Origin of the sequence: Geomonas oryzisoli, assembly GCF_018986915.1 — a bacterium.
GTDB classification, from domain to species: Bacteria; Desulfobacterota; Desulfuromonadia; order Geobacterales; family Geobacteraceae; genus Geomonas; species Geomonas oryzisoli.
In genome coordinates this window covers 1,151,095-1,175,976 of record NZ_CP076723.1, presented here as the reverse complement: position 1 = coordinate 1,175,976, position 24,882 = coordinate 1,151,095, and the positions used below count along the sequence as shown (strand labels likewise).

Genomic DNA, 24,882 nt, shown 5'->3' with positions numbered 1-24,882 from the left:
CCAGGACCAGGGGCTTCGCTTTTACAGGAAAGAGCAGCAGTAGTCGGAGACGGCGGTGACCTTCAGCTTGAAGCTGGAGTTCTCCGGGACCTCGAAGGCCTCACCGCCCCTGACGGCCACCCAGTCCGGAGAACCGGGAAGGAGCACGGTCATCTCGCCGGACATGATCTCCATCAGCTCGGCCGAACCGGTGTTGAAGGTGTACTCGCCCGGCATCATGATACCCAGGGTCTTGCGGGACCCGTCGGCGAAGAAAATGGTGCGGCTGGTGACGCCGCCGTCGAAATAGACATTGGCCTCTTTGACCACCGTTACGTTGTTGAACTCAGACACTGTAACCTCCCTCAAATGTATGATATCGGGCGAAAAACCCTGCATTGCGACATTGCGGCAGCGGGCCTGCCCCTACTTCTCCCATTCGCCGCTGTCCCAACGCTCCAGGGCCGCCTGGGCGCGGAAGCCGATCAGCCCCGGCTGCTTCGCGATCACCGTGAGCGTCGCTACGCAGCGCTCAGGAGCCTCACGCATGGCGAAAACGGCCACCATGCCGGCGACAACGGGATCTGAATCATCGAGCAGGCGCAGCAACTCAACGATCCCGTTCTCGCGCTGCAACGCGCGGTAATAACGGGTCAGATCTGCAACCTCGGCGGCGGCACTCTCTTCAGCCATGGCTTCCAGCGCCTGCGCGTGGCGCTGGGCAGCATTGGCAAACCACGCTACCAGCTTTGTCACTTTCTCATGCTGCTGCAATCAGTCCCTCCGGGCCAGCGGTCCGACGCCGGGGCGCGATGCCGCAAGTGGTGAAGGTAACAGTTTTTCATGCCGCCTTCAAGGAGAAAGACTCCACCTGCCGTCTGAATTGAAGTATCTGTTCCTTGTTGATCGCCTACTGGATGAAGACGAGATTATTTCGTATAGCATTTGACAGTAATTAGCCGGATCTGTATAGTCCCGACTAATTAGTTAACCGTTACAGCAAGGAGTCGTTGATGTTTAAAAAGGTAAAGAAGCAAACCGCATGCGTCCTGGCAACATCGCTTCTCATCGTGATGAGCAGCGGCTGCACTCACAACATGAGAATTACCAATGCCGATGACTATTTTGTTCCTCCTGCCGCAGTGCCCAAACAGACTATCAAGCTCGGTGTCACATCGACTAACAGCAGCCATCCCCAAAACAGCAAATATATCAATGCCATTGTCGATGCGCTGCAGAGAAACAGCTCCGTAGAAAGAGTGATCTATCCCTACACGACGGCCAACAACAAGGACCAGGCCGACGCAGTCATCGACCTTTCCGTCAAGCCGCACTACGACGGCAAGGGTTCCAACTTCTTCGTGAACTGGCCCGGCTTCCTCATCTTTGCCCCCGCCATCTGGGGCTATGGCTACACCGCGGATATCAGCACCGAGGCCATCGTCACCAATGTGAAGAGCGGGAAATCGCAGCAGCTTTCCATACCCGCTCACTACGAGTTCCGTCAGGCCGAGATCGACAGGACCTGGACCGAGGTCGGCTGGCTCGAGATCGGCATCATACCGCTCATCGGCGGCATCGCCTTCACCGGGTACGACGACGACCTCACCCCGGAGTTCATAAAGAACGTCGCACCAAGCTACGGCCCCTACGTCGCCACCAAGACCACGAGGGCGGTCCTGGAAAGCCTGGGCTACAACTAGCCGCACATACAGAGCAGAACGCGAAAAAGGCGGGGGTAAATCCCCCGCCTTTTTTGCTGCCCGTATGAGCACAACTGCTTAGATGTCGAAGTAGAGAGCGAACTCGAGCGGTACCGGACGCATGCGGACCGGGTTGACTTCGGCTTCGGTCTTGTACTCGATCCACTTGTCGATGACGTCCGGGGTGAAGACGTCGCCCTTGAGCAGGAACTCGTGGTCCTCTTTGAGGGCGTTGAGAGCCTCTTCCAGGCTCCCCGGAGCGGACGGGATGGTGGAGAGCTCTTCCGGGGACAGACCGTAGATGTCCTTGTCCAGCGGCTGGCCCGGATCGATCTTGTTCTCGATGCCGTCGAGGCCTGCCATCAGCATGGCGGCGAAAGCGAGGTAGCCGTTGCAGGACGGGTCCGGAGTACGGTACTCGATCCTCTTCGCCTTCGGGTTGTTGGAGAACATCGGGATTCGCAGGGAGGCGGAACGGTTACGGCTGGAGTAAGCCATGTTCACCGGAGCCTCGAAGCCCGGCACCAGACGCTTGTAGGAGTTGGTGGTCGGGTTGGTGAAGGCGCACAGGGCGCGGGCATGCTTGATGATGCCGCCGATGTAGTACAGAGCCATCTGGGAAAGCCCGCCGTATTTGTCGCCGGCGAAGAGGTTGGTGCCGTCTTTCCACAGGGACATGTGGCAGTGCATACCGGAACCGTTGTCGCCGTAGAGCGGCTTCGGCATGAAGGTTACCGTCTTGCCGTTGCGGTTGGCAACGTTCTTGATGACGTACTTGAACCACTGGAGTTGGTCAGCCATGTCCACCAGCGACGAGAAGCGCATGTCGATCTCGGCCTGGCCGCCGGTGGCGACTTCGTGGTGCTGGCACTCGACGCGGATGCCGACCTTCTGGAGCTCCATCACCATCTCGTTACGGAGATCGTTCTGGGAGTCGGTCGGGGCAACCGGGAAGTAGCCTTCCTTGTGGCGCGGCTTGTAGCCGAGGTTCGGGAACTCTTCACGGCCGGTGTTCCAGGCGCCTTCGACGGAATCGACGGCGTAGAAGGAGGAGTTGGCGGTGGAGTCGTAGCGGACGTCGTCGAAGATGAAGAACTCGGCTTCCGGTCCGAAGTAGGCGGTGTCGGCGAGGCCGGTCGACTTCACGTAGTTCTCGGCTTTTTTAGCGATGTTACGCGGGTCGCGGGAGTAGCTTTCCTTGGTGATCGGGTCGAAGATGTCGCAGATCAGGGAGAGGGTCGGTACCGCGGTGAACGGGTCCATTTTTGCTGTGGTCGGGTCCGGGAGGATAATCATGTCGGAAGCGTGGATCGGCTGCCACCCACGGATGGAGGAACCGTCGAAGCCCTGGCCCTCCTCAAAGGTGTCCTCACCGAACTCGCTCATCGGTACGGTGAAGTGCTGCCAGATGCCGACGAAGTCCATGAACTTGAAATCGACCATCAGCACGCCGTTTTCTTTGGCAAACTCCACAACTTGTTTTGGTGTCATTACTATCTCCTTTCGAATTAAGTAAAGAATCAGCCAATTAGAGAGCGTCTTCGCCCCTTTCACCGGTCCTGATCCGGACTACCTCTTCCACGGGGGTGACGAAAATCTTGCCGTCGCCGATGCGCCCGGTTTTTGCGGCCTGCTCGATGGCGTCAACGACCTTGCCGACCACTTCGTCGGAAACGATGATCTCCATCTTGATTTTGGGAATGAAGTCGACGACATACTCGGCGCCGCGGTAAAGCTCGGTGTGCCCTTTCTGGCGACCGAAACCCTTCACCTCACCGATGGTGATCCCCTGGATGCCGATCTCGTTGAGAGCTTCTTTCACTTCATCAAGCTTGAAAGGTTTTATGATTGCTTCGACTTTTTTCAAGGCAGTTATCCTCCGCTTGTCGTTCAGTGCGCCGCGAATTATAGATACCTTGCCATAGAATTGCAAGTTCTAATAAACCGCGGATTGATTGTTGGTAACTCTAGCTGCAAGACTTCGGCCAATCGACTGAAGGCTATCATGTACTTGTAATTTCAGAAACTTAACCAGCCAGGAGGCGTTGCCGCTTCGAAAGCGGCACGACCGTCGCCTAATAGTTAGGCAGACGCTTGCGGCAATATATCCGGCTGACTCCCGACCTATTTTAAAAGTTCTTTGTTAAGACAGTCCTACTGCTCCTGTCTTGGGGCAAAGCTAAAATAGGAGCCCCGTAATGGGGCTCCTACTGTCAGGCAGGTAATCAATCCAGGGATTACAGGACGAAGAGCATTTCCCTGTAGGTCGGCAGCGGCCAGTATTTGGCAGCGATGATTTTCTCCAGCGCGTCGCCGGTGGCGCGCAGCTCGAGCATTTTGGTGAAGACGTTGGCCCGGAATGCGGCGGCCTGTTTGTCGGCATCGGCGATACCATTGGCCTCTTCGAGCGCCTTCTCCAGCGCCTTGGTGTTGGCGCTCATCGCGGCAAGCTTGTCGCTGAGCTCTTCCAGCAGTTCCTTCTGGGTGGAGACGTCCAGCTTGCTGGATACCGCGGTAACCGCATTGATCGACGATGCCACCGTGGTCGCATACTCGATGGCGGTGGGGATGATGCTGTGGTTGGCCATGTCGATCATGGTCAGCGCTTCGATGTTCAGGGTCTTCACGTACTGCTCGACCATGATTTCGTAACGAGCGTGCAGCTCCTTCTCGCTGAATACGTTGTGAGCTGCGAACACCTCCTGCGCTTCCTTGGAGACCAGCTCCTTGAGTGCGTCGGGAGTGCTCGGGATGTTCGGCAGGCCGCGCTTGGCCGCTTCCTGGACCCACTCGTCGGAGTAGTTGTTGCCGTTGAAGATCACGCGCTGGTGTTTCTTCGCGGTTTCCTGCAGCAGCTGGTCGAGGTCGGCGTCGAAGTTGGTGGATTTCTCCAGCACGTCGGCGAATTCCTTCAGCGCCTGAGCGATGATGGTATTGATGATGATGTTCGGCCCGGAGATGGAGAAGGATGAACCGAGCATCCTGAACTCAAACTTGTTGCCGGTAAAGGCAAACGGCGAGGTCCTGTTCCTGTCGGTGGCGTCCTTGGGCAGCGCCGGAAGGGTGCTTACGCCGATGTCCATGAGACCGCTCATTGCGGAGGACTTGGCTACGCCCGCAACGATCTGGTCGATGATGTCGGCCAGCTGCTCGCCGAGGAAGACCGAAATGATCGCCGGAGGTGCCTCGTTGGCGCCCAGTCGGTATTCGTTGCCGGCGTTGGCGCAGGAGCAGCGCAGCAGGCCGGCGTAGGTGTCGACGGCCTTGATGGTGGCCATGAGGAAGGTGAGGAACTGGGCATTGTCATGGGGGGTGCGACCCGGCTCGAGCAGGTTCTGGCCATCGTTGGAGCTCATGGACCAGTTGTTGTGCTTACCGGAGCCGTTGACGCCGGCGAACGGCTTCTCGTGCAGCAGGCAGACCATGTCATGCCTCAGGGCGACGCGCTTGAGAACATCCATGACCATCTGGTTATGGTCGGTGGCGATGTTGGTGTTCTCGAAAATCGGTGCGATCTCGAACTGTCCCGGTGCCACTTCGTTGTGCTGGGTCTTGGCGGTGACGCCGAGTTTCCACAGCTCTTCATTCACTTCCTTCATGTAGGAAAGCACTCTTTCCTTGATGCTGCCGAAGTAGTGATCTTCCAGCTCCTGCCCCTTGGAGGACATGGCGCCGAAAAGGGTCCTGCCTGCCATCATCAGGTCCGGCCTCTGCAGGTAGAAAGACTTGTCGACCAGGAAGTACTCCTGCTCGGCGCCGACAGTCGAGGTAACCCTGGTGACGTCGTTGTTGCCGAACAGCTTGAGCACACGCACAGCCTGCGCGGAAAGCGCTTCCATGGAACGAAGCAGGGGAACCTTCTTGTCCAGGGCCTCACCGGTGTAGGAGCAGAACGCGGTGGGGATGCAGAGGGTGATGACGTCGGCCTCTTCCCTCAGGAAGGCAGGCGAGGTGCAGTCCCAGGCGGTGTAGCCCCTGGCTTCGAAGGTGGCCCTCAGACCGCCGCTGGGGAAGGAGGAGGCATCCGGCTCGCCTTTGACCAGTTCTTTGCCGGAAAACTCCAACAGCGCCCCGCTCTCGGTCGGCGAAAGGAAAGCGTCATGCTTTTCCGCGGTGATGCCGGTCATCGGCTGGAACCAATGGGTGAAGTGCGTTGCGCCCCTTTCAACGGCCCACTCTTTCATTGCCGCTGCGACAACATCTGCAATGGAGGGATCCAGCGGCAGACCTTCGTCGATAGTTTTCTTCAGGTTCTTGAACACAGCTTTCGGCAGCTTCTCTCTCATCACAGACTGGTTAAACACGTTTTGCCCGAACATCTCCACGATACAGCCTCCTTTTTGTGCAGCAGTGTCTAAAAAATAAGCAGAATGCTTATCAAACGAAATGAAGTTCCAATGACTTACAGGCCCATTGCGTCAGATCTTCAATCTGTAGCAAGAGAAGTGCCCAGTACGGCCCCCTCGTGATTATTCTTTACACACCTCCTACGCCGCCGGTGCAGTCGATCTCCGCCTACCTCCCACTGACAGGCCAGGGCGGCACCTGCCGGGCAGTGAGACCCGCCTGCCAGTCAGCAGGCAAGGGAAACCTGCATGCGACTCGCCACTTGCCAAGCGGCGGCTGTAATACTATAGTACGACCTGCTGTAAGCGCGGGGATGGGGCGGCCCGGAGTTTGGGCGAAGGATCGACGGTGAAGAAAAAGGCACACACACTACTATGCAACGGAGCGTCGCGGCTGGCACGCGCACTACTGCCTGCAGCTGCCGTGGTTGGCGCGCTCTGCGTCGCGCCGGCGCAGGCCGACTTTTTCCGTTACACCGACGACAACGGCGTGGAGGTCTTCACCAACACCCCGACCACCAGCGGCGCGGTGCGGGTGCTGCGCGAAGTGAAGCCGCCCAAGCCAAAGGCCAGGATGCAGCAGGCTCCCACCGCTTCGACACCCGGCAAGGAAACACCGGATCTCACCGGCCTGGATGCCAAGCTCCCCGTGCAGGGGGTAATCACCTCCGGATACGGCCTGCGGCACGACCCGATCGATGGCGGGCTGAGACATCACAACGGCGTCGACATCGCGGTGCCGACCGGCACCAGGGTCAAGGCGATAGCGGCAGGGAAGGTGATCGAGAGCGGAACGCACGGCGGCTACGGGAACCTCGTTACCGTCCAACACGCCGACGGAATGGTGTCCATGTACGGGCACAACTCGCAGATCGAGGTCAAGGTGGGAGACCAGGTGGAGGCGGGACAGACCGTGGCGCTGTCGGGTTCGACGGGAAGATCGACCGGGCCCCACGTGCATTTCGAACTATGGAAAAACGGCATCAACGTGACGCGCAACTACCTCGACAACGGCGCCGGCATACCTGAGGTGACCGGCAGCATCAGAAGCTACCTCCACAAGGACGGCTCACTCGTCTTCACCAATATCAATTGAGGCAATGGACAATTGGGAATGGACAATTGGCAATGCACAATTGACAATTTGGCGTTCTCTTTCCATCTGTTGCCGGCTTACCGCCCCCCACTCCGCCCTTCCCCACTCACACAAAAAGATTCAGCGTTGTCAATTGTCAATTATCCATTGTCAATTGCCGTTTCACATTCTCTTCTTCACATGCCGCGTAGCCGGGGCATTCCAGGGGTCGTCGGGCCAAGGGTGTTTCGGATAGCGACCTTTCAACTCCTTGCACACCTCACGGTAGGCCCCGTTCCAGAAACTCTTCAGATCGGCCGTTACCTGGATGGGACGCCGCGCCGGCGACAGCAGGTGGATCAGCACCGGCACCCTGCCCCGCGCAAGCCGAGGCGTCTCGGCCAGCCCGAACATCTCCTGGAGCTTGACCGCAAGAAACGGCTCCCCCTCTGCCGGATACTCCAACGCGACGCGTGAGCCGCTCGGGACCTGCAGGTGCGTGGGCGCGTCCTTCTCGACGAGCTGCTGCTGGCGGTAATCGAGGAGCGCCTTCAAAGGCTGCAGCAGGTCGACCTTGGCCAGTTGGGCGAGGGTCCGCACCCCCTGCAGATAGGGGAGGAGCCACTGTCCCGCGCCGGCCGCCAGCGCCTCGTCGGAGAGGTCGGGTAATTGCTCCTCGGGGAGCACCCGGGCCAGGAAGCGCACCCTGTTCCGGTACTGCAAGGCATGCTCGCTCCAGTTGAGCCCGCCGATGCCAGTCCCCGACAGTATCCCCAGCAGCAGCGCCGCGGCGATCTCTTCCTTCTCGGGAGCCGCCGCCCGCTCGGAAAGGATGACGGCGCCCAGCCGCTCCTCATCCCGGGCCACCACCCTCCCCTCGCGTTCCTCCCAGAACACCCTGCGCTCCCGGGTTATGGCGGCCGCGCATCCCGAGCGGATCGCCTCCAGTGAAACGGCGCTCGCCATGTGGATGTCTCCTTCCCCCGCGCCCCCCTCGACCTCGACGGCGACGATGAAAGGCTGCGCCCGCAGGTTGCTGCGCGGGGACAGTTTGGCACCGGTGCCGTTGGCCATGAGGTAGCGTCCGGAGCCGGGATTCCGCTCACGCGCCACCCGGTCCGGATAGGCCATAAGGAGCAAGCGGCCGACGGCGTCGGCATCGGCACGCACGGGGGCGTCGGGTACGCCGAGAGTGCCGCGGAAATAGGCAGCCAGGCGTTCCACCGTCCGCGCCCCCTGCGGGTCGCGGCGTTCGCGAACCGCATCCAGCCGGTCCAGCAGATCGCTTTCAGAGATGCTGCCGCTGCCGCGCGGCATGATGTCGCGCTCGGACAGGATGGCGGCCAGCATGCAGGCAAGCGGCGCGTGTCCGGCGTCGAGCGAGCCCACCAGCATGGAGGCAAGGCGCGGATGCATCGGGAGTGCAGCCATCCTGCTCCCCAGTGCGGTGATGGCGCCGCGCTGATCGAGAGCGCCCAAGGCTTTCAGCAGCGCGCGTCCCTCGGCGAGGTGGGCGGCCGGAGGCGCATCGAGAAAACTCAGCGAGGCGGGATCGGCTACCCCCCACTGCGCCAGGTCGAGCGCAAGCGGCGCGAGGTCGGAAACCTTGATCTCGGGAGCGGTGAAGGGAAGAAGGGCACTATGGGTGTGCTCGGTCCAGAGGCGGTAGCAGACGCCCGGGGCGACCCTGCCGGCACGACCTGCGCGCTGCTGGGCGGAGGCCGCGGAGATACGCATGGTGTCGAGGCGGTTGAGGCCGGTGGAGGGATCGTAGCGGAGCTGGCGGGAGTAGCCGGTGTCGACTACCACCCGCACCCCTTCGATGGTGAGGCTGGTCTCGGCGATGTTGGTGGCGAGCACAACCTTGCGGCGGTCGCCCGGGAGGATGGCACGCTCCTGGGCGGCGAAGGGGAGGTCCCCGTAGAGGACGGCGATCATCACCTGCGGGCCGACCTGGGCCTGGAGGATGCTTTCGCAGCGCCTGATGTCGCCGGCGCCCGGCAGGAATACCAGGATGTCCCCTTCGGTCTCGGCAAGGGCTTTCATCACCCCGGCACACGCCGTCTCGGCCAGCCTCGTTGTCGGCTCGCTCTTCAGATAACGGAGCTCGACCGGGAACTGCCGCCCCTCGCTGGTGACAAGCGGCGCGCCCCCAAGAAGCCTCGCCACCGGCTCGGCATCGAGGGTCGCCGACATGACCAGCAGGCGCAGGTCCTCGCGCAGCCCGAGCTGAACGTCGCGGCACAGAGCGAGGGAAAGGTCGCAGGTAAGGCTTCTTTCGTGGAACTCGTCGAAGATTACCGCCGCAACCCCTTCCAGCAGCGGGTCGCCCTGCAGCCGGCGGGCCAGGATCCCCTCGGTCACCACCTCAATGCGGGTTGCCTTGGAAACCTTGCGCTCGAAGCGGATGCTGTAGCCGACCGTTTTCCCCACCTCCTCGCCCAGGCACTGGGCCATGTAGCGGGCGGCGTTCACGGCGGCGAGGCGGCGCGGTTCCAGCATGACGATGCGGCCGCGGTCCGAAAGCGCATCGAGCAGGGCGAGCGGCACCCGCGTGGTCTTGCCCGCCCCCGGAGGCGCCTGCAGCACGGCGACGTTACCCTTTTGCAGCGCCGCGAGCAGTTCGGGGAGTATGGTGTCGATGACGGCGGGTTTCAGCATGGATCAGATGAGCAGGCGCAGACCCTCGAGGTCGACACCGGCAAGCGAATCGAGCACGCGGCAGGCACCGGTCAGGCGTTCCTCCGGGTAGCTGTTGGTCACGGCCAGCACCTTGAGACCGGCCCCGGTCGCCGAGGCGATGCCGGCAGGGGTGTCCTCGACGGCGATGGAGCCCGCCGCGTCCACTTTGCCCGGGAAACGCTCCTGGAGCCGCTGCACGGCGAGGCGGTAGCTTTCCGGATCGGGCTTGCTCGCCGCGACCTCGTCGGCGGTTACCTTGACGTCGAAGGCATCGGTCAGTCCGAGCTGGGCCAGGATCGGTTCGATGTCGCTACTGAGGGCCCCGCTGCACAGGGCAAGCGGGAGGTTGCCGGAGATGGAGCGGATCAGTTCCACCACGCCCGGGTACGGCGCCACACCGCCCGAGACGATCTTCAGGAAAGCCGCGGCTTTGCCCTTGATCAGCTCCTTGAGCTCCTGGTCGGTAAGCGCCCGGCCGTGCACCCGGAAGGCCTCGCGGAAGGCGTCGCGGTCGTCGAAGCCGATGTAGAGATCGAGGTACTCCTGCCAGGAGTAACCCAGGCCGAGCGGCACCAGCAACTCCTGGAACGCCTTGTAGTGTAACGGCTCGGTGTCCACGATGATCCCGTCGAAGTCGAAGATGACTGCCTTCAGCATGCGAAGCTCCTTTTGATACAACTGCGAAATGGAAAGTCCCCCTTTAACAAAGGGGGATTCAGGAAGATTTGCCGTCGTCCCCCCTCCCCTTGCGGGAGGGGGTTAGGAGGTGGGGGAGGGTGACATCATCGCAGTCGCTTGCGGCTTCACCCACCCCCCTGCCCCCTCCCGTCAAGGGAGGGGGAGGCCTCGAGTCGCACCCCGGTGAAACCTAGAATTTGCCCAAAAGCGCCACTGCGGGCGCACCGCCGATGGCCATGGGCGCCACGGTGACGCTTCCCGCCGGGGCGGAACGGTACCTCGTTACGGCAGCACCGGCCAGTTCCCCTATGGCTGCGCCGAGGACCACGTCGCTCGCCCAGTGCTTGTTCTGGTACACCCGGGAAAATCCGGCGAGGCCGGCGGCGGCATAGCAGGCGGCCTTCCCGTAGAAATTGTCTGTCTTGTCGGCGAAGACGTGGGCCAGGGCAAACGAGCTCGCGGTATGCATCGAGGGGAGCGAGTCGTAGCCGTCCTTGAACTGGAAGGGGCGGTAGCTCGTACTGCTGTCCACCTGGTATGGACGCCCCCGCCCGATCACCCCCTTGAGAACGAAGGTGGCGCCGTCGGCAAGAAGCAGGGCCTCCCCCATTTCCTCGCCCAGCTGCATCACCTTCACCTGGTCGGTAAGGGCACCGGTCCCATAAAAGGCGGCTGCAACGCCGAGGTGGAGCAGCGGGTTGCTCACCGCGTTACCGGCGTCGGTAACCCCCCTCATAACGCCGTGGTGCGAGCCGGCGAATTCATCCCGGATCTTTTCGTCGAAGAGATAGGTGAGGCCGAAGAGACCGGCAGTCACCACGGTCCCGGTAAGGTAAGGATCGACCGGCCCCTTCAGGAACAGCGTCCCCTCTCCCGCGAAGCGCACCGTCTCTTCCTTGATGGCGGTCGTGCTGGTAAAGACGTTCTCGGCGGCATGCACCGGCGTAACGATGGCCACTTGGCAGAGGACGAGCCAGAGCAGGAATACGACGGGAAATCCGGCAAACAAGGGACGGCAAAAAATGGGGAAATCTGGTGCAGACTGCTGCGCTGGCGAGGTGCTTCCTGAAACGGCCACTGTCATCGACTTTCTCCGTTCTGTATTTATCTCACTCTTCGAGCAACTCCTGGGAGGAAACGGCGGCCGACGACGCTACGCCAGCCCGGTCCGCGGGCACAGCTTAAAAAAAAACAGCGCCCTGCTTCTGGCGCTGTTTTTAAGGTGGTGATCCCAAGGGGACTTGAACCCCTGTTACCGACGTGAAAGGCCGGTGTCCTAACCACTAGACGATGGGACCTGACTATGTAGCAGCTTCAAAAGAAGCTGGGGCTGGTATGGCTGGGGTACAAGGATTCGAACCTTGGATGACGGAGTCAGAGTCCGTTGCCTTACCGCTTGGCGATACCCCATCGCGAGAGACCAGTTAAATACCAGAACTGGGATGCCAAAGTCAAGCTTCTTTTTTCGCCCTGGCCGTCTCGGCCCCGGTTTCTATCGCCTTGACGTTGGCCGGGATGAACCTGTGGTTGCGCTCGGGGAGCGCATGGGACAGCGCGGCAGCCAAAGACGGGAGCTGCACCGCGTCGGTCAGGGCAACGTAGGCGCCGACCGCGACCATGTTCACCATCCTGAGATCGCCCAACTCTGTCGCTATCTCGTTCATGGGGACCGACACGATCTCTATGTCGGTGCGCCCCAGGGAAGAGACGTCGACCAGGGACGAATTGACGATGAGGACGCCGCCGGGACGGACCCGCGCGCCGAAGCGCTCCAGGGATGCCTGGTTCAGCACCACCAGTACCGAGGGCTGCCCGACTACGGGCGAGCCCACCGCTCCATCGGCGATGACGACCGTGCAGGTAGCGGAACCGCCGCGCTTCTCCACCCCGTAGGCGGGAAAGTAGCTGACGTTCTTTCCTTCATCTATCGCTGCATAGGAGAGCAGGTTGCCGGCCAGAAGCACCCCCTGACCACCGAATCCCGCTATCAAGACATCTTTACGCATCCGCGTCCCTCCGAAAACATCAGAACATGTTCTACGTTCTATGTTCTACGTTCTAAGTTACCTGCGCTACGCCTCTTCCTTCTTGAACACGCCCAGCGGGAAGTAGGGGATCATCTCCTCGCCGATCCTCGCGTTGGCCTTGAGAGGGTTCATGCCCCAGTTGGTGGGACAGGCGGAGAGCACCTCGACAAACGAGAACCCTTTGCCCTGGGCCTGGTAGCCGAAGGCCTCGCGCATCACCTTCTTGGCCTCGAGGACATGCTTGGGCGAATCCACCGCCACCCGCGCGGAGTAGGCGACGCCGCCCAACTGCGCCATCAACTCCGCCATCTTGATCGGAGAGCCGTCCTTGGACTTGTCGCGGCCGTAGGGGGAGGTGGAGGTCTTCTGCCCCACCAGGGTGGTCGGAGCCATCTGGCCGCCGGTCATGCCGTAGGTGGTGTTGTTCACGAAGACGACGGTGATGTCCTCGCCGCGGTTGGCGGCGTGGATGATCTCGGCGGTGCCGATGGCGGCCAAATCGCCGTCACCCTGGTAGGTGAAGACGAAGCTGTCGGGCCGGGCGCGCTTCACGCCGGTGGCAACGGCGGGCGCCCTGCCGTGGGGAGCCTCGACCACGTCGATATCGAAATAGCCGTACAGGAAGACGGAACAGCCGACCGACGCCACGCCGATGGTCCGGTCCTGTACCCCGTAGAGATCCATGGCATCGGCCACCAGGCGGTGGATGGTGCCGTGGTGACAACCGGGGCAGAAATGGGTCTGCACGTCCTTCAAACTCTGCGGTCTTTTGAAAACCTGTTGCATATGGCTCAACCCCTCTCCCGGCCTAGCGCGCCGTCTCCTGGTAGTTCTTCCTGATCACTTCGAGCAGTTCCTCCGGTGAAGGAAGGGAACCCGCTCCCGGCGGCCTGCCGTAGAAGGAGACCTGCGCGGCGGCACCCACGCTGAGACGGACGTCCTCGACCATCTGTCCGGTGTTGAGCTCCACGACGAGCACCTTGCCGGCCCGTGCCGCGGCCTGCGCCAGGGCCTGCTCGGGGAACGGGAACAGGGTGACCGGGCGGAACAGCCCCACCTTCATCCCTTCGGCGCGCGCCATGGTCACCGCGGTGTGGGCGATCCGGGAAACGGAGCCGAAACCGGCGACGATGAGGCGGGCGTCGGCAGTCTCGTATTCCTCGGAGATGCACTCCTTCTCCTTCATCACCTGGTACTTGGCGTGCAGGTGCCAGTTGTGCGCCTCGAGCTCGCCGTCACCCAGGAACAGGGACTTGACCACACGCTGCTCGGCACCGCTCTTGCCGCGCACCGCCCACCCCTTGGCCGGCAGTTCGCGCACCGGACGCGGGTTGGGGATGAGCGCCTCCTTCATCTGGCCGATGACGGAATCTCCCAGCAGCATGACCGGGGTGCGGTACAGGTCGGCCAGGTCGAAGGCGTGCATGGTGAGGTCGTACATCTCCTGCACGGAGTTGGGGGCGAGCACCGGGATGTGATAGCCGCCGTGGCCGCCGCCCTTGACGCACTGGAAGTAGTCCGACTGGGAGGCGTCGATGCCGCCCAGACCCGGGCCGGATCGGGAGATGTTGATGATGACGCCGGGGAGCTCGGCTCCGGCCATATAGGAAATCCCCTCCTGCTTGAGCGAGATGCCGGGGCTCGAGGAGGAGGTCATGGCGCGCGCTCCGGTTGCGGAGGCGCCCAAAAGCATGTTGATCGCCCCTATCTCGCTCTCGGCCTGGATGAACTCGCCGTTCAGGGGGGGGAGTTCACGCGAAAGGTATTCAGGGATGTCGCTTTGCGGGGTGATGGGATATCCGAAGTAGTAGCGGCAGCCCGCCTCTACCGCGCCCATGGCAGCGGCCTCGTTTCCTTTGACAAAAAGCCGTTTAGACAATTGACCCTCCCACGGATCCTGCCGACCGAAGGTGCGGCAGTCAGGTGCAGCACCCGATGCGAACGCGCCACGATCGCTGCGGCGCGGTGACCGGCAACTCAATCAGCAGGCAAAACAGTTATTAAGTGTGATCGGAGATGACTATTTGAAGACAGTGATGGCAACGTCCGGACAGATTTCGGCGCAGAGAGCACACCCGGTGCACTGCTCCAGATCGGGAGCCTCAGCAGGTGCATATCCCTGGATATTGACCTTTTCGCACAGCCTGATCAGCTTCTTTGGGCAAGCAATGGTGCAGATACCGCAACCCTTGCAGCGCATTTCGTCTATTACAATTCTCCCCATGCCTTAAGTCCCCTATTGTCTCGTGGCCTGCTCCGACCATGCAATCAGCGCTGGAAACTAGCAGAAATTTGTGAAGCCAGTCAACTTTTTTGTTTACACATGTGATTTATCACTTGCTTTTAAATCTGTGTATAGTTTAATAATAAGCGTCTCATGTACGCACCTTAAAAATCTAAAAGGAGGAGCGAAACGATGGCATCATCACTGCTCGAATTGACGGCAAGCATAGTCTCTTCACATGCCTCGGTTACAGAGATGTCAGGCGAAGATTTGCTTCTAGAACTGCAGAAGGTGCACGGCGCCCTGCAGAAGCTCGAAGTGGAAACCGGTGAGGGGGTGGAAAGGGTCGAGGGCAAAGGGCCTGCCGTTCCCCTGAAAAAGGCGTTTCAGCCTGATCAGGTGAGCTGCATGCTCTGCGGCAAGAGCGGCATGAAGACCCTCGCACGCCACCTGGCACAGGTGCATGGCATCAAACCCGGCGAGTACCGCAAGCAGTTCGGTATTCCCAGCAACCAGGCCCTGACTGCCAAGAACTTCTCCGAGGCGCGCAGAAGAATGGCACAGGAGAAGGGACTTGCAGACAACCTGGCCAAGGCGCGCGCCGTGCGGGCGGCGAAGCTGGCTGCCAAAGGCGGTGCCGAAAAAAAGCCCGCGAAGACGCCGCGTGTGCCGAAACAGAAACAGCAGATGAGCGCGTAGCACAACATGTGATGATGTCTGCCTGCTTCCAGTGGGACGGCTCGGGGTTTCCTGAGCCACAGGACGATTCCGGCGGGAGCAGCCCACCCTCGGCCTGAGTCCCCCCCGTGCGTGCAGTTTTGAATATATCCGGTATCGAAAAAGCCGCCCCAAGGCGGCTTTTCTTCTGTCTGATTACCGGCTCGAGCGAAAGCTCACCGGCGCGGAGCGGTCTTTCTCCTTGCCACTATGCCAGTCTTGCGGGGGCCACGACCGGTGCCGCTGGGGACCGTCTTCCTCCTGAGCTTGGCCACCTCTTCGGCAGTGAGGTGCCTGAAGTCCCCCGGTTTCATGTCGCCGATCTCGAGGAAGTCGTAACGCGACCTCTTCAGACGCACCACGTTCAACCCCACCGCCTCGCACATGCGCCGCACCTGGCGGTAGCGTCCCTCGTGGATGGTGATCGATATCCAGGAGTTGTTCTCGCTTTCGCTCACGGGGAGCACCTTGGCCGGCGCGGTCATGCCATCCTCCAGCTTGACACCTTCGGCCAGTTTGCGGATCTGCTCAGCCGACACCTGCCCGCTCACCCGGACCAGATACCCCTTGTCCACCTCGTGGCTCGGGTGCATCAGCATGTTGGCGAATGCGCCGTCGTTGGTCAAAAGCAGCAACCCCTCGGTATTGTAGTCCAGCCGCCCCACCGGATACACGCGTTCCCTGATCCCCTTCAGCAGTTCTGTGACGATGGGACGCCCCTCGGGATCCTTCATCGTGGTCATGTAGCCCACCGGCTTGTAAAGGAGCAGATAGAGCCGCTTCTCGGTGACCGTGATCGGTTTGCCGTCCACGGTGATGGCGTCGTTGTCGGGATCGGCCTTGGTTCCCAGTTCCGTGACCACCACGCCGTTCACGGCCACCCGTCCCGCCGCGATGATCGTTTCAGACTCGCGCCGTGAGGCGATTCCAGCCTGCGAAAGTATCTTTTGCAAACGCTCCTGCATCTAGTCTCCTTACCCGGATCCACCGGTATTGTGAACGAAGTTACTCATAACATGGTGCTGTGGCAACCGCAAGCTTTAACCCCACCCCGGACTCTCACGACCAATCCGTCCCGCCCGTTTATGGTTATAGATTTTTAATCATACTTTGATACCCTTTCGTGGTTCGAGATCGGACACCCTGCACCGCAACGCCACGGTTACCTCTCACAAAGGAGAATCCTGCACATGACCAATCCCTACCGAAGAAACGGCCAGCAGTACCTCTACTTCTCCCAGAAAACAGGGGACAGCATCTGCGTGATGGACATCGGCAAAGAAAAGCCGAAGCTGGTGGAAACCATCAAGGTCGGCATGCAGCCTGAACAGCTGGCGACCAACAGGAGCAAGACGCGGCTGTATGCCATCAACAGAGGGTCGGACAGTATCACCATCATAGACACAACCACCGCTCCCATGGAGGTCATTGCCACTGTGTCGCTGGGGGCGGAGCCCTATGCCATATCGATCGATCCGGAACAGACCAGGGCCTTCGTGAGCTGCGGCCCCATGGACGACGGCAGCATCAAGATCATCGACCTTACCGTCACGCCGCCGGTGCTGCAAAGTTCCACACCCGTACGCGGCATCCTGTTTTGTGGCATGGCAGTGTCGCCCGACGGCAAACGCCTCTTTGTCACCGGCGGTCCCAAGGATGACACCATCAACGACAGCCTCTCCGTCTATGACATCACCGCCAGCGCACCGGTACTGATAGCCGCCGTCGCCGGGCAGAACGAGAGCCCCGAATTCGTCTATGTCAATCCGACCGGCTCCTTTGCCATCTCAAGCTTCAGACAGGGTGGGATCAACGTCTTCGATGCGGCCGCCACCCCACCGGTGCTGTTGTCGACGGTAGGCAGCGGCGAGGTGAACGGCGCGGCGCTCAGCCCCGACGGAGATCTGCTCCTCATGGGCTATGCCGAACCCGCCGGCGGGCTGGGAAACTACGCTGTTTATGACGTCTCAACCATTCCGCTTGGCACCGCCCTCTTCTTCACCAATGCCTATGCGCCCGGCCCGATGACCTTCAGCGCGGACGGCACCAAGTTGTACATGGTGAGCGCAAACGAGTTGGTGACCTTCGACATGACCATGCACCCGCCGGAAGTGGCAAGCCATGTCACTGTCACCGGCCCGGCCGGAGGGGTCACCATTTAGCTACAGCGCCATTCTGGTTATTGCCTTGTTTCCGGCAACCTGATAAAAAGGTGGGCCGCCATCGGCAGCAGTAATGCCAGGAAACAAGGAGTCGAAACAGATGGATATCAGACAGGCAACACTCAAAAGAAACAAAACCATTGCCGGCGCCCTGCTTGTGGGCGCCGCCTTGCTTTTCATCGTGGCACGATTGAACCACGGCGCCGGGGCCTGGGGCTGGGTCGCCGCCTTCGCCGAGGCCGCCATGGTAGGCGCTCTCGCTGACTGGTTCGCGGTCGTGGCCCTGTTTCGGCACCCGCTGGGGCTCCCCATCCCGCACACGGCCATCGTCGCGGAGAAAAAGGAGAGTATCGCCGACAACATGGGGCGCTTCATCCAGGAGAAGTTCCTCGCCACCGAGGTCCTGGTGGAGCGGATGCGGCAATTCGATCCGGCCCGGCACCTGTGCAACTACCTTATTAGCCGTGACAACGCCGAGGGGCTGGCAAAGGGCATCACCCGGGTCATCTCGGAGTCGATCGAGTTCCTGGAGGACGAGCGGGTCGGCAAGGTGGTGAGCGCGGCTTTGGGCGAGCGGATCGACAGGTTCGACGCGGCCGCCTCGGCGGCAAACGTCCTGGAGAGTCTGAGGAAGGAGAGCAGGCACCAGGTGGTGCTCGACGAACTGCTCAGACGCCTGGGAGGATGGCTGGCGACCCCGGAATCGCAGGAGAAGGTGGCGGTTGCCCTGGACAACTGGGTGGATGCCGAGTACCCGCTTTTGAGCAAGTTCATTCCGAACCGTCCCCAGTTCTCCCGTAACGCCGGGGAGAAGATCGTCAGGAAGGTGAGCGGTTTCCTGGAGGCGGTCAACGCTGACCCGACTCACGAACTGCGCCACGAATTCGACCGGGCGGTGAGTGACTTCATCGTGAAGCTGAAGCACGACGAGGTGATGCGGGCCAAGGTGGCCGAACTGAAGCAGGAACTGGTCAACAACCAGCAGCTCTCCCACTATGCCAAGGGCCTGGTCACCGACCTGAAGGATTGGATGGTGCAGGACCTGGCCCGCGAGCACTCGAACATCCAGAAAAAGGTTGCCGACGCGGCCGTGGCGCTGGGGAACACCCTGTCCCGGAGCGGCGAGTTGACCGATTCCATCAACGAGCACCTGGAGGGCGTGGTGAGAAGGTACGCCGGCGATCTGAGAAGCGGCCTGGCCAGACACATCGCCGGGACGGTCAAAGAGTGGGAGAACGAGGAATTCATCGACGAGATCGAGCTCAGCATAGGGTCCGATCTTCAGTTCATCAGGATGAACGGGACGCTCGTCGGCGGTATGATCGGCATCCTGCTGCACGCGGCGTCGCTTGTCTTAGGTTAACCCCCCTCCCCCTTCCCACATCACCGCCAAAGAGTTCTGCGCCGGAAGCCCAGCATCGGCACAACGGACATAAAAAGGGGGCATGGCTATCGCAGCCATGCCCCCCCAATCACTCCATTACACCATTAACTCATCATTTCATTACTCTTTGCAGTTCCCCCTAGGGCACCGGGATGCTCACGTTATACGGAGCCAGGATCGCGGAGGAAACGTTCCCGAAGGCAGGGTCGGGAGCGCCGAAAGACCACATTTTCAGGGTCTCATTCTTGGTGGGATCAAGCATGTACGGTTTCAGAGTGAACACGCCTTTGAAGTACATCCTCTCGCCGGGGCCGGTAACGGTCCATGCGGTCGCAGTCTGGAGGCCCTTGTAGGAGTAGGCGCTGGTCTGGTTGGTGAAAATGAGGGCAGGCGAGGATTTCGGCTGCGGCATGTACCATGCGCTCTGCAGCGGGGTGGCCGTGCGACCCAACGCAGTGGAGAGGTTGGCGAGCACGGTGACCGCTTTCCCTTGCAGCACGGTTGCGGGGACGACCAGTTTGGCCTCGACAGGCTGCAAGACCAGGGTGACGTTGTTGCCGGTCGGGTCTGCGCTGACAACGGAAACGGCCTTCGCTACGGCATACTCGACGGGGACTTTGGAGGTGGCGGAGAGCTCGTTGTAGGTAAGTGCTTCGACGAGGTAGCCGGTGGCCAGAGGAAGCGCGAAGCTGAAGGTTGCCCCCGGTACTGCCGCTACATCCTGCATAGCCTTGAAGGGAGCGCCGTTCAGTCTGAGGTTCGGGTTGGTGATGATGACACGCACACGGTTGTGGTCCAGTATGGTAGTAACGCCACCACTGGTTTTAGCAGCGCCCTGCTGACCCGCGAAGGTGATGGACAGTGCACCGGTGGGGGTCGAGCTGTTCACATCGGTGGTCGATGAGCCACCGCCGCCACATGCTGCGAGAAACAAGGTCACGATCAACAACAAAATCTTCTTCATAGACATACCTCCCTTTTGATTGCGCCAGAACTGGCGATTAAAATGATGCCCGTAGCTACGTCTGTCTCTGATCCTGCGACAGAGTACATCTCCGGCTCGCCAGTTCCGCTGGATGCATATCTGGAGAGATCGGTTTGTTTACGCTAGCAGATTGTGTGCCGATCCTCACTATCCCGAAATAATTAAGAAAAGCTTTTTACGCCGAAAACCAATCATGTCATTTCGCGGCGACCTCCGCCTTATCACAGTCAAGTGCTTCATTTTAATGAGGTTTTTACTCGTGAGCTTTTGGTGTTGAAAGACCACAAAAAAAGGCGCACCCAAACATGGGATGCGCCTAATGAGACAATATTCGAGGCTACTTACTCGGTGAAGCGGCTCATCTTCCTGAACTTCTGGTAGCGCTGCTCGATCAGTTCGTCAGCTGCGATCCCCTTCAGCTCCTTCAGGTTCCTGGAAAGAGCCTCGTGCAGATTTTTGGCCATCGCCTCGTGATCACGGTGCGCGCCGCCTGCAGGCTCGGGGACGATCTCGTCGATGACGTCGAGATCCTTGATGTCCTTGGCGGTGAGCTTCAGAGCCTCGGCGGCCTGGGCTCCCTTGGTACCGTCGGACCACAGAATCGCGGCGCATCCTTCCGGCGAGATGACGGCATAAACGGAGTGCTGCAGCATTAGGACCCGGTCGCCCACGGCGATGGCAAGTGCGCCGCCGGAGCCCCCTTCGCCGGTAATGACGACGATGATGGGTACGGTGAGACGGGACATCTCCCTCAAGTTGCGGGCAATGGCCTCGGCCTGACCGCGCTCCTCGGCGCCGATGCCGGGGAAAGCGCCCGGGGTGTCCACGAAGGTGATGATGGGAAGCTTGAAGCGCTCGGCCATCTCCATCAGGCGCAGCGCCTTGCGGTACCCTTCCGGGTTGGGCATGCCGAAGTTGCGGAACACCTTCTCCTTGGTGTCGCGCCCCTTCTGGTGGCCGATCACCATGACCGGCTCGCCGTCCAGCCTGGCCAGGCCGCCCACGATGGCATGGTCGTCGCCGAAGTTGCGGTCGCCGTGCAGTTCGACGAACTCGGTGAAGATGAGGCTTAAGTAGTCAAGGGTGAAAGGACGGTTGATATGGCGGGCCACCTGGGCCGTCTGCCAGCGGGAAAGATTGGCGAACATGTCTTCACGCATCTTCTCGGCTTTCTCCTCAAGTTTGGCGACCTCTACAGAGAGATCGACCCCCTCAGTGGAAAATGCCAGCAGTTCCTGGATTTTCTTGTCCAGTTCCGCCAGCGGCTTCTCAAAGTCCAGATAGCTTTGCTGCAGTGCCATATATCTCTATCTCCTTGGTTTCAAATAAAAATAACCGCATTCGTCCTGAGGCTACTCGAAGGACACGGCATTATAGCCGAAGAGGTTACTCACTTCCACTGTTAATTCTTCGCTGGCGGCCACTTTGTATACATCGGAAAGGCGGATGGTGACTCGCGAACTGTTTTCTATGTCAAGGTGCAGGAAGCTGCGACAGATCCCCTGGTAGCGGGAGATGATGTCTTTGAGTGTCTTCAGCTTCCCGGGATCGGCCTCTTTTGCGTCTATGGTGAAGTTCACCCTGCGCGTCTCCCGCTCCACCAGATCACGCAACAGGACGATGTCGCTGGCCATGATCTTGGCCCCTTTCTCGCCATGCTCGACCGTACCGGTGATGTGCACCGGATCGTCGCCTTTGAGAAACTCGGAGCAGCGCGCGTAGACATCGGAGAAGACCACCACCTCCAGCGAGCCGACCAGGTCCTCGAGGGTAACGAAGCCCATCCGGTCACCCTTCTTGGTCATGATCTCCTTGAGGCTTGCCGGGACGCCGCAGATCTTCACCTCGCTCTTGTCCTTCGCCTCGTTGATGGAGGAACAGTCCACGTTGGAGAAGCGGCGCATGTCGGCCACGTAGCGGTCCAGGGGGTGGCCGGTGATGAAGAAGCCGATAGCCTCCTTCTCGCAGCCAAGGCGATACTTCTCGTCCCACTCCGGGATATCGGGGAGCCGGTTGCCGCCGCCGTTGGAGCCGCGCTGGATCTCGGCCATGCCGAAGAGCGACACCTGGGCGCTCTCGCGCTCCTGCTGCACGCGCTGCCCTTGCGCGGCGGCGTCTTCCAGTACGGCCATGAGCTGGGCGCGTTTCGCCTTGGTGCAGTCGAAGGCACCGCTTTTTATGAGCGCTTCGATGACCCTCTTGTTGCAGCGGCGCAGGTCGACCCGCTCGCAGAAGTCGAAGATGTCCTTGAAGGGCTCATCGCCGCGGGCCTCCAGGATCGCCTCGATGGCCCCCTCGCCCACGTTCTTGACGGCGCCCAAGCCGAAGCGCATGGCGGTATCAAGCACGCGGAAAGAGCGCAGCGACTCGTTGATGTCAGGCGGGAGCACCTCGATCCCCATCTCGCGGCAGTCGCCGATGCTCTTGATCACCTTGTCGGTGTTGCTCATGTCCTCGGTGAGGAGGGCGGCCATGAACTCCACCGGGTAGTGGGCCTTGAGGTATGCGGTCTGGTAGGCGACCAGGGCATAGGCGGCGGAGTGCGACTTGTTGAAGCCGTACTCGGCGAACTTCGCCATGAGGTCGAAGATGGCGGCGCACTTCTTGGAATCGAGCCCCAGCTTCTCGGAGCCTTCCATGAACTTCAGGCGTTCCTTCGCCATCTGTTCGGCGTCTTTCTTACCCATGGCGCGGCGCAAGAGGTCGGCGCCGCCGAGCGAGTAACCTGCCAGGGAACGGGAGATCTGCATGACCTGTTCCTGGTAGACGATGACGCCGTAGGTGTCCTTGAGGACCGGCTCCAACTGCGGCAGGTCGTAGACGGTCTGCTTGCGGCCGTGCTTTCTCTCGATGAAGTCGTCCACCATGCCGGAGCCGAGCGGGCCCGGACGGTAGAGGGCGCAGACCGCGATGATGTCCTCGAAGCAGGAGGGCTTCAGCTTGACCAGGAGCTCCTTCATGCCGCTGGACTCGAGCTGGAACACGCCGGTGGTGTTGCCGGCCTGCAGCAGCTTGTAGGTTTCGGGATCGTCGTCCGTCAACAGGGTGATGTCGAAGTTGGGATCCTTGCCGTTACGGATGTGCTTGCAGGCGTTGTCGATGACGGTGAGGTTCTTGAGGCCGAGGAAGTCGAACTTCACCAGGCCGACCTTCTCCACGTACTTCATCGAGTACTGGGTGGTCAGCGAGCCGGTCTTCTGGTCCTTGTAGACCGGGCAGAAGTCTTCCATCTGCCGGGGCGCAACGACGAGGCCCGCCGCGTGGGTGGAGATGTGACGGGCAAGCCCCTCCAGGCGCAGCGCGACGGTCATGACCTCGTTCACCTTCGCGTCGGCCGCCATCAACTCCTTGAGTTTGGGCTCCTGCTCGATGGCCTTGTCCAAGGTGATGCCCAAAACCTCGGGAACCAGCTTGGCGATCTTATCCACGTCAGCGAAGGTGAGGTCGAGGGCGCGCCCGACGTCACGGATGACGCCGCGGGCCGCCATGGTACCGAAGGCGGCGATCTGGCAGACCTTCTCCCTGCCGTAGCGCTCGACCATGTACTGGATCACCTCTTCGCGGCGGTCCTGGCAGAAGTCGACGTCGATATCCGGCATGGAGATACGTTCGGGGTTGAGGAATCGCTCGAACAGCAGGTTGTAGGGCATCGGGTCGATGTCGGTGATCCTGATGCAGAAGGCGACCAGCGAACCGGCCGCCGAGCCCCTGCCCGGCCCGACCGGAATGCCGTGGTCCTTGGCCCAGTTGATGAAGTCCGCAACGATGAGGAAGTAGCCCGGGAACCCCATGTGCCTGATGCAGTCCAGCTCGATGCGCAGGCGGTCGTGGTAGGCCTGCTCCTGTTCCGGGGTCAGGTCCGGGTACTTGATCTTGATCTTCTCGAGGCGCAGCTTGAGTCCTTGGATGGACTCGCGCTCCAGCTGGTCATCGAGGGTTTCGCCCGGCGGCGCCTCATAGGCCGGGAAGTGATAGGTCTTGAAATCGAACTCGTAATGGCAGCGTTCGGCGATCTTGACCGTGTTTTCCAGCGCCTCGGGGCAATAGTGGAAGTCCCGTGCCATCTCCTCCGGGCTCTTCACGTAGAAGGCCTCAGTGGTGAAGCGCATCCGGCTCGGGTCGCTCATGGTCTTGCCGGTCTGGATGCAGAGCAGGATCTCGTGCGCCTTGGCGTCTTCCTTGTTGAGGTAGTGACAGTCGTTGGTGGCGACCAGCGGCAGGTTGAGCTCGCGCGCGATCTCCATCACCCGCCTGTTGGCGATGGTCTGCTCTGGGATCCCGTTCTCCTGGATCTCGAGATAGTAGCTCCCCGGGAACATGTCGGCGTACCAGATGGCGGCAGCCTTGGCCTCCTCCATCTTGTTCCTGCCCGCGAGGTAGGCGATCTCTCCCTGGAGACAGGCGGAGAGGCAGATAAGACCTTCCCTGTGCTTCTCCAGCAGTTCTTTGTCGATGCGGGGGCGACGGTAGAAGCCGTCCTTGTAGCCGGCAGAGCTGAGGTAGCAGAGGTTCTTGAAACCGGTCATGTTCTCGGCCAGCAGGATGAGGTGGTAGCTGGTGACCGGGTCAGCGGCGGTGGGGGCTTTCTTGTCGAGACGGGAGCCGGGGGCGATATAGACTTCACAGCCGAGGATCGGCTTGACCCCCTTGTCCTGGGCCTTCAGGAAGAACTCGAGGGAGCCGAACATGTTGCCGTGGTCGGTAACCGCCACCGCAGGCATGTGGTATTCCTTGGCCTTCTTGACCAGGTCGCCGATGCGGATGGCGCCGTCCAGCAGGGAGTACTGGGAGTGCAGATGAAGATGTACGAAATTGGCAGGTGAATCCATAAATCCGAGGCCCTAACGAGAAACCGAAACTGATTGAATAGAAAAGACAAAAGGAGCCGTGGCTCAACGGGCTCCAGTTGCTGATGAGCAA

21 protein-coding genes and 2 tRNA genes are annotated in these 24,882 nt (G+C 60.8%); 5 read left to right on the top strand and 18 right to left on the bottom strand.

The window, feature by feature from the left end; translation table 11 throughout:
• Nucleotides 1-21: 21 nt before the first annotated feature.
• Nucleotides 22-333: a pyrimidine/purine nucleoside phosphorylase gene (gene ppnP, locus KP004_RS05230; protein ID WP_216801322.1), complete on the bottom strand. Its 312-nt coding sequence runs from the start codon at nucleotides 331-333 to the stop codon at nucleotides 22-24.
• 72 nt (nucleotides 334-405) lie between these two features.
• Nucleotides 406-753 carry a hypothetical protein gene (locus KP004_RS05225; protein WP_216801321.1) on the bottom strand — a complete coding sequence of 116 codons (348 nt, stop codon included), beginning with the start codon at nucleotides 751-753 and terminating at the stop codon, nucleotides 406-408.
• Between the two features lie 239 nt (nucleotides 754-992).
• Here KP004_RS05225 and KP004_RS05220 point away from each other — a divergent pair, with 239 nt between their 5' ends.
• Nucleotides 993-1,682, top strand: a complete 690-nt coding sequence (locus tag KP004_RS05220) for a hypothetical protein (RefSeq protein ID WP_216801320.1) — start codon at nucleotides 993-995, stop codon at nucleotides 1,680-1,682.
• 78 nt (nucleotides 1,683-1,760) lie between these two features.
• Here KP004_RS05220 and glnA read toward each other — a convergent pair whose 3' ends face one another.
• The 3 genes from glnA to KP004_RS05205 form a co-directional block, all read right to left on the bottom strand.
• Nucleotides 1,761-3,173 (bottom strand): type I glutamate--ammonia ligase, encoded by a 1,413-nt coding sequence (gene glnA / locus KP004_RS05215; protein ID WP_183348026.1) that lies wholly within the window; start codon nucleotides 3,171-3,173, stop codon nucleotides 1,761-1,763.
• 37 nt (nucleotides 3,174-3,210) lie between these two features.
• Nucleotides 3,211-3,549 (bottom strand): P-II family nitrogen regulator, encoded by a 339-nt coding sequence (locus tag KP004_RS05210; RefSeq protein ID WP_012531513.1) that lies wholly within the window; start codon nucleotides 3,547-3,549, stop codon nucleotides 3,211-3,213.
• 370 nt (nucleotides 3,550-3,919) lie between these two features.
• Nucleotides 3,920-5,968: a glutamine synthetase III family protein gene (locus KP004_RS05205; protein WP_239026948.1), complete on the bottom strand. Its 2,049-nt coding sequence runs from the start codon at nucleotides 5,966-5,968 to the stop codon at nucleotides 3,920-3,922.
• 409 nt (nucleotides 5,969-6,377) lie between these two features.
• Between KP004_RS05205 and KP004_RS05200 the strand changes: the two genes are divergently transcribed.
• On the top strand, nucleotides 6,378-7,124 hold the full coding sequence (locus tag KP004_RS05200) for a peptidoglycan DD-metalloendopeptidase family protein (protein ID WP_216801318.1): 747 nt from the start codon (nucleotides 6,378-6,380) through the stop codon (nucleotides 7,122-7,124).
• Between the two features lie 162 nt (nucleotides 7,125-7,286).
• Here the strand turns inward: KP004_RS05200 and hrpB are convergent, their stop codons facing one another.
• From hrpB to KP004_RS05155, 9 genes are all read right to left on the bottom strand, one after another.
• Entirely contained in the window at nucleotides 7,287-9,764 is a 2,478-nt protein-coding gene (gene hrpB / locus KP004_RS05195; protein WP_216801317.1) for an ATP-dependent helicase HrpB, read from the bottom strand.
• Nucleotides 9,765-9,767: 3 nt separating this feature from the next.
• Nucleotides 9,768-10,442 (bottom strand): HAD family hydrolase, encoded by a 675-nt coding sequence (locus tag KP004_RS05190; protein ID WP_216801316.1) that lies wholly within the window; start codon nucleotides 10,440-10,442, stop codon nucleotides 9,768-9,770.
• Between the two features lie 211 nt (nucleotides 10,443-10,653).
• Nucleotides 10,654-11,472 (bottom strand): phosphatase PAP2 family protein, encoded by an 819-nt coding sequence (locus KP004_RS05185; protein WP_239026947.1) that lies wholly within the window; start codon nucleotides 11,470-11,472, stop codon nucleotides 10,654-10,656.
• Nucleotides 11,473-11,686: 214 nt separating this feature from the next.
• Nucleotides 11,687-11,761 (bottom strand) — tRNA-Glu (locus tag KP004_RS05180).
• Nucleotides 11,762-11,799: 38 nt separating this feature from the next.
• Nucleotides 11,800-11,873, bottom strand: a tRNA-Gln gene (locus KP004_RS05175).
• Nucleotides 11,874-11,914: 41 nt separating this feature from the next.
• Entirely contained in the window at nucleotides 11,915-12,469 is a 555-nt protein-coding gene (locus KP004_RS05170; RefSeq protein WP_216801314.1) for a 2-oxoacid:ferredoxin oxidoreductase subunit gamma family protein, read from the bottom strand.
• A 66-nt stretch (nucleotides 12,470-12,535) separates the two neighbouring features.
• A complete protein-coding gene (locus KP004_RS05165; protein ID WP_199389179.1) occupies nucleotides 12,536-13,276 on the bottom strand; it encodes a thiamine pyrophosphate-dependent enzyme in 741 nt (246 codons plus the stop codon).
• 22 nt (nucleotides 13,277-13,298) lie between these two features.
• Nucleotides 13,299-14,369, bottom strand: coding sequence for a 3-methyl-2-oxobutanoate dehydrogenase subunit VorB (locus KP004_RS05160; protein WP_216801313.1), 1,071 nt, complete (start codon nucleotides 14,367-14,369; stop codon nucleotides 13,299-13,301).
• Nucleotides 14,370-14,510: 141 nt separating this feature from the next.
• Nucleotides 14,511-14,714 (bottom strand): 4Fe-4S binding protein, encoded by a 204-nt coding sequence (locus KP004_RS05155; RefSeq protein WP_216498335.1) that lies wholly within the window; start codon nucleotides 14,712-14,714, stop codon nucleotides 14,511-14,513.
• Nucleotides 14,715-14,906: 192 nt separating this feature from the next.
• On the opposite strand from KP004_RS05155, the gene KP004_RS05150 reads away from it, so the two are divergent.
• Nucleotides 14,907-15,413, top strand: coding sequence for a Ros/MucR family transcriptional regulator (locus tag KP004_RS05150; RefSeq protein WP_216801312.1), 507 nt, complete (start codon nucleotides 14,907-14,909; stop codon nucleotides 15,411-15,413).
• A gap of 194 nt (nucleotides 15,414-15,607) precedes the next feature.
• Here the strand turns inward: KP004_RS05150 and KP004_RS05145 are convergent, their stop codons facing one another.
• Nucleotides 15,608-16,396 carry a pseudouridine synthase gene (locus KP004_RS05145; RefSeq protein WP_216801311.1) on the bottom strand — a complete coding sequence of 263 codons (789 nt, stop codon included), beginning with the start codon at nucleotides 16,394-16,396 and terminating at the stop codon, nucleotides 15,608-15,610.
• Between the two features lie 225 nt (nucleotides 16,397-16,621).
• On the opposite strand from KP004_RS05145, the gene KP004_RS05140 reads away from it, so the two are divergent.
• Together KP004_RS05140 and KP004_RS05135 are read left to right on the top strand one after the other, a co-directional pair.
• Nucleotides 16,622-17,593, top strand: coding sequence for a YncE family protein (locus KP004_RS05140; protein ID WP_216801310.1), 972 nt, complete (start codon nucleotides 16,622-16,624; stop codon nucleotides 17,591-17,593).
• A 100-nt stretch (nucleotides 17,594-17,693) separates the two neighbouring features.
• Nucleotides 17,694-18,956 carry a DUF445 domain-containing protein gene (locus KP004_RS05135; RefSeq protein WP_216801309.1) on the top strand — a complete coding sequence of 421 codons (1,263 nt, stop codon included), beginning with the start codon at nucleotides 17,694-17,696 and terminating at the stop codon, nucleotides 18,954-18,956.
• Nucleotides 18,957-19,116: 160 nt separating this feature from the next.
• On the opposite strand, the gene KP004_RS05130 is transcribed toward KP004_RS05135, so the two are convergent.
• The 3 genes from KP004_RS05130 to dnaE form a co-directional block, all read right to left on the bottom strand.
• Nucleotides 19,117-19,941: a hypothetical protein gene (locus KP004_RS05130; RefSeq protein WP_216801308.1), complete on the bottom strand. Its 825-nt coding sequence runs from the start codon at nucleotides 19,939-19,941 to the stop codon at nucleotides 19,117-19,119.
• Nucleotides 19,942-20,303: 362 nt separating this feature from the next.
• Nucleotides 20,304-21,263, bottom strand: a complete 960-nt coding sequence (locus KP004_RS05125) for an acetyl-CoA carboxylase carboxyltransferase subunit alpha (RefSeq protein WP_216801307.1) — start codon at nucleotides 21,261-21,263, stop codon at nucleotides 20,304-20,306.
• Between the two features lie 51 nt (nucleotides 21,264-21,314).
• A complete protein-coding gene (dnaE, locus tag KP004_RS05120; protein WP_216801306.1) occupies nucleotides 21,315-24,791 on the bottom strand; it encodes a DNA polymerase III subunit alpha in 3,477 nt (1,158 codons plus the stop codon).
• Nucleotides 24,792-24,882 lie beyond the last annotated feature (91 nt).

Bases quoted from the DNA above. Each gene is read 5' to 3' on its own strand.
- KP004_RS05220 (WP_216801320.1), top strand. From the start codon at position 993: ATGTTTAAAAAGGTAAAGAAGCAAACCGCATGCGTCCTGGCAACATCG.
- glnA (WP_183348026.1), bottom strand. From the start codon at position 3,173: ATGACACCAAAACAAGTTGTGGAGTTTGCCAAAGAAAACGGCGTGCTG.
- KP004_RS05205 (WP_239026948.1), bottom strand. From the start codon at position 5,968: ATGAGAGAGAAGCTGCCGAAAGCTGTGTTCAAGAACCTGAAGAAAACT.
- hrpB (WP_216801317.1), bottom strand. From the start codon at position 9,764: ATGCTGAAACCCGCCGTCATCGACACCATACTCCCCGAACTGCTCGCG.
- KP004_RS05190 (WP_216801316.1), bottom strand. From the start codon at position 10,442: ATGCTGAAGGCAGTCATCTTCGACTTCGACGGGATCATCGTGGACACC.
- KP004_RS05170 (WP_216801314.1), bottom strand. From the start codon at position 12,469: ATGCGTAAAGATGTCTTGATAGCGGGATTCGGTGGTCAGGGGGTGCTT.
- KP004_RS05165 (WP_199389179.1), bottom strand. From the start codon at position 13,276: ATGCAACAGGTTTTCAAAAGACCGCAGAGTTTGAAGGACGTGCAGACC.
- KP004_RS05155 (WP_216498335.1), bottom strand. From the start codon at position 14,714: ATGGGGAGAATTGTAATAGACGAAATGCGCTGCAAGGGTTGCGGTATC.
- KP004_RS05150 (WP_216801312.1), top strand. From the start codon at position 14,907: ATGGCATCATCACTGCTCGAATTGACGGCAAGCATAGTCTCTTCACAT.
- KP004_RS05145 (WP_216801311.1), bottom strand. From the start codon at position 16,396: ATGCAGGAGCGTTTGCAAAAGATACTTTCGCAGGCTGGAATCGCCTCA.
- KP004_RS05140 (WP_216801310.1), top strand. From the start codon at position 16,622: ATGACCAATCCCTACCGAAGAAACGGCCAGCAGTACCTCTACTTCTCC.
- KP004_RS05135 (WP_216801309.1), top strand. From the start codon at position 17,694: ATGGATATCAGACAGGCAACACTCAAAAGAAACAAAACCATTGCCGGC.
- KP004_RS05130 (WP_216801308.1), bottom strand. From the start codon at position 19,941: ATGAAGAAGATTTTGTTGTTGATCGTGACCTTGTTTCTCGCAGCATGT.
- KP004_RS05125 (WP_216801307.1), bottom strand. From the start codon at position 21,263: ATGGCACTGCAGCAAAGCTATCTGGACTTTGAGAAGCCGCTGGCGGAA.
- dnaE (WP_216801306.1), bottom strand. From the start codon at position 24,791: ATGGATTCACCTGCCAATTTCGTACATCTTCATCTGCACTCCCAGTAC.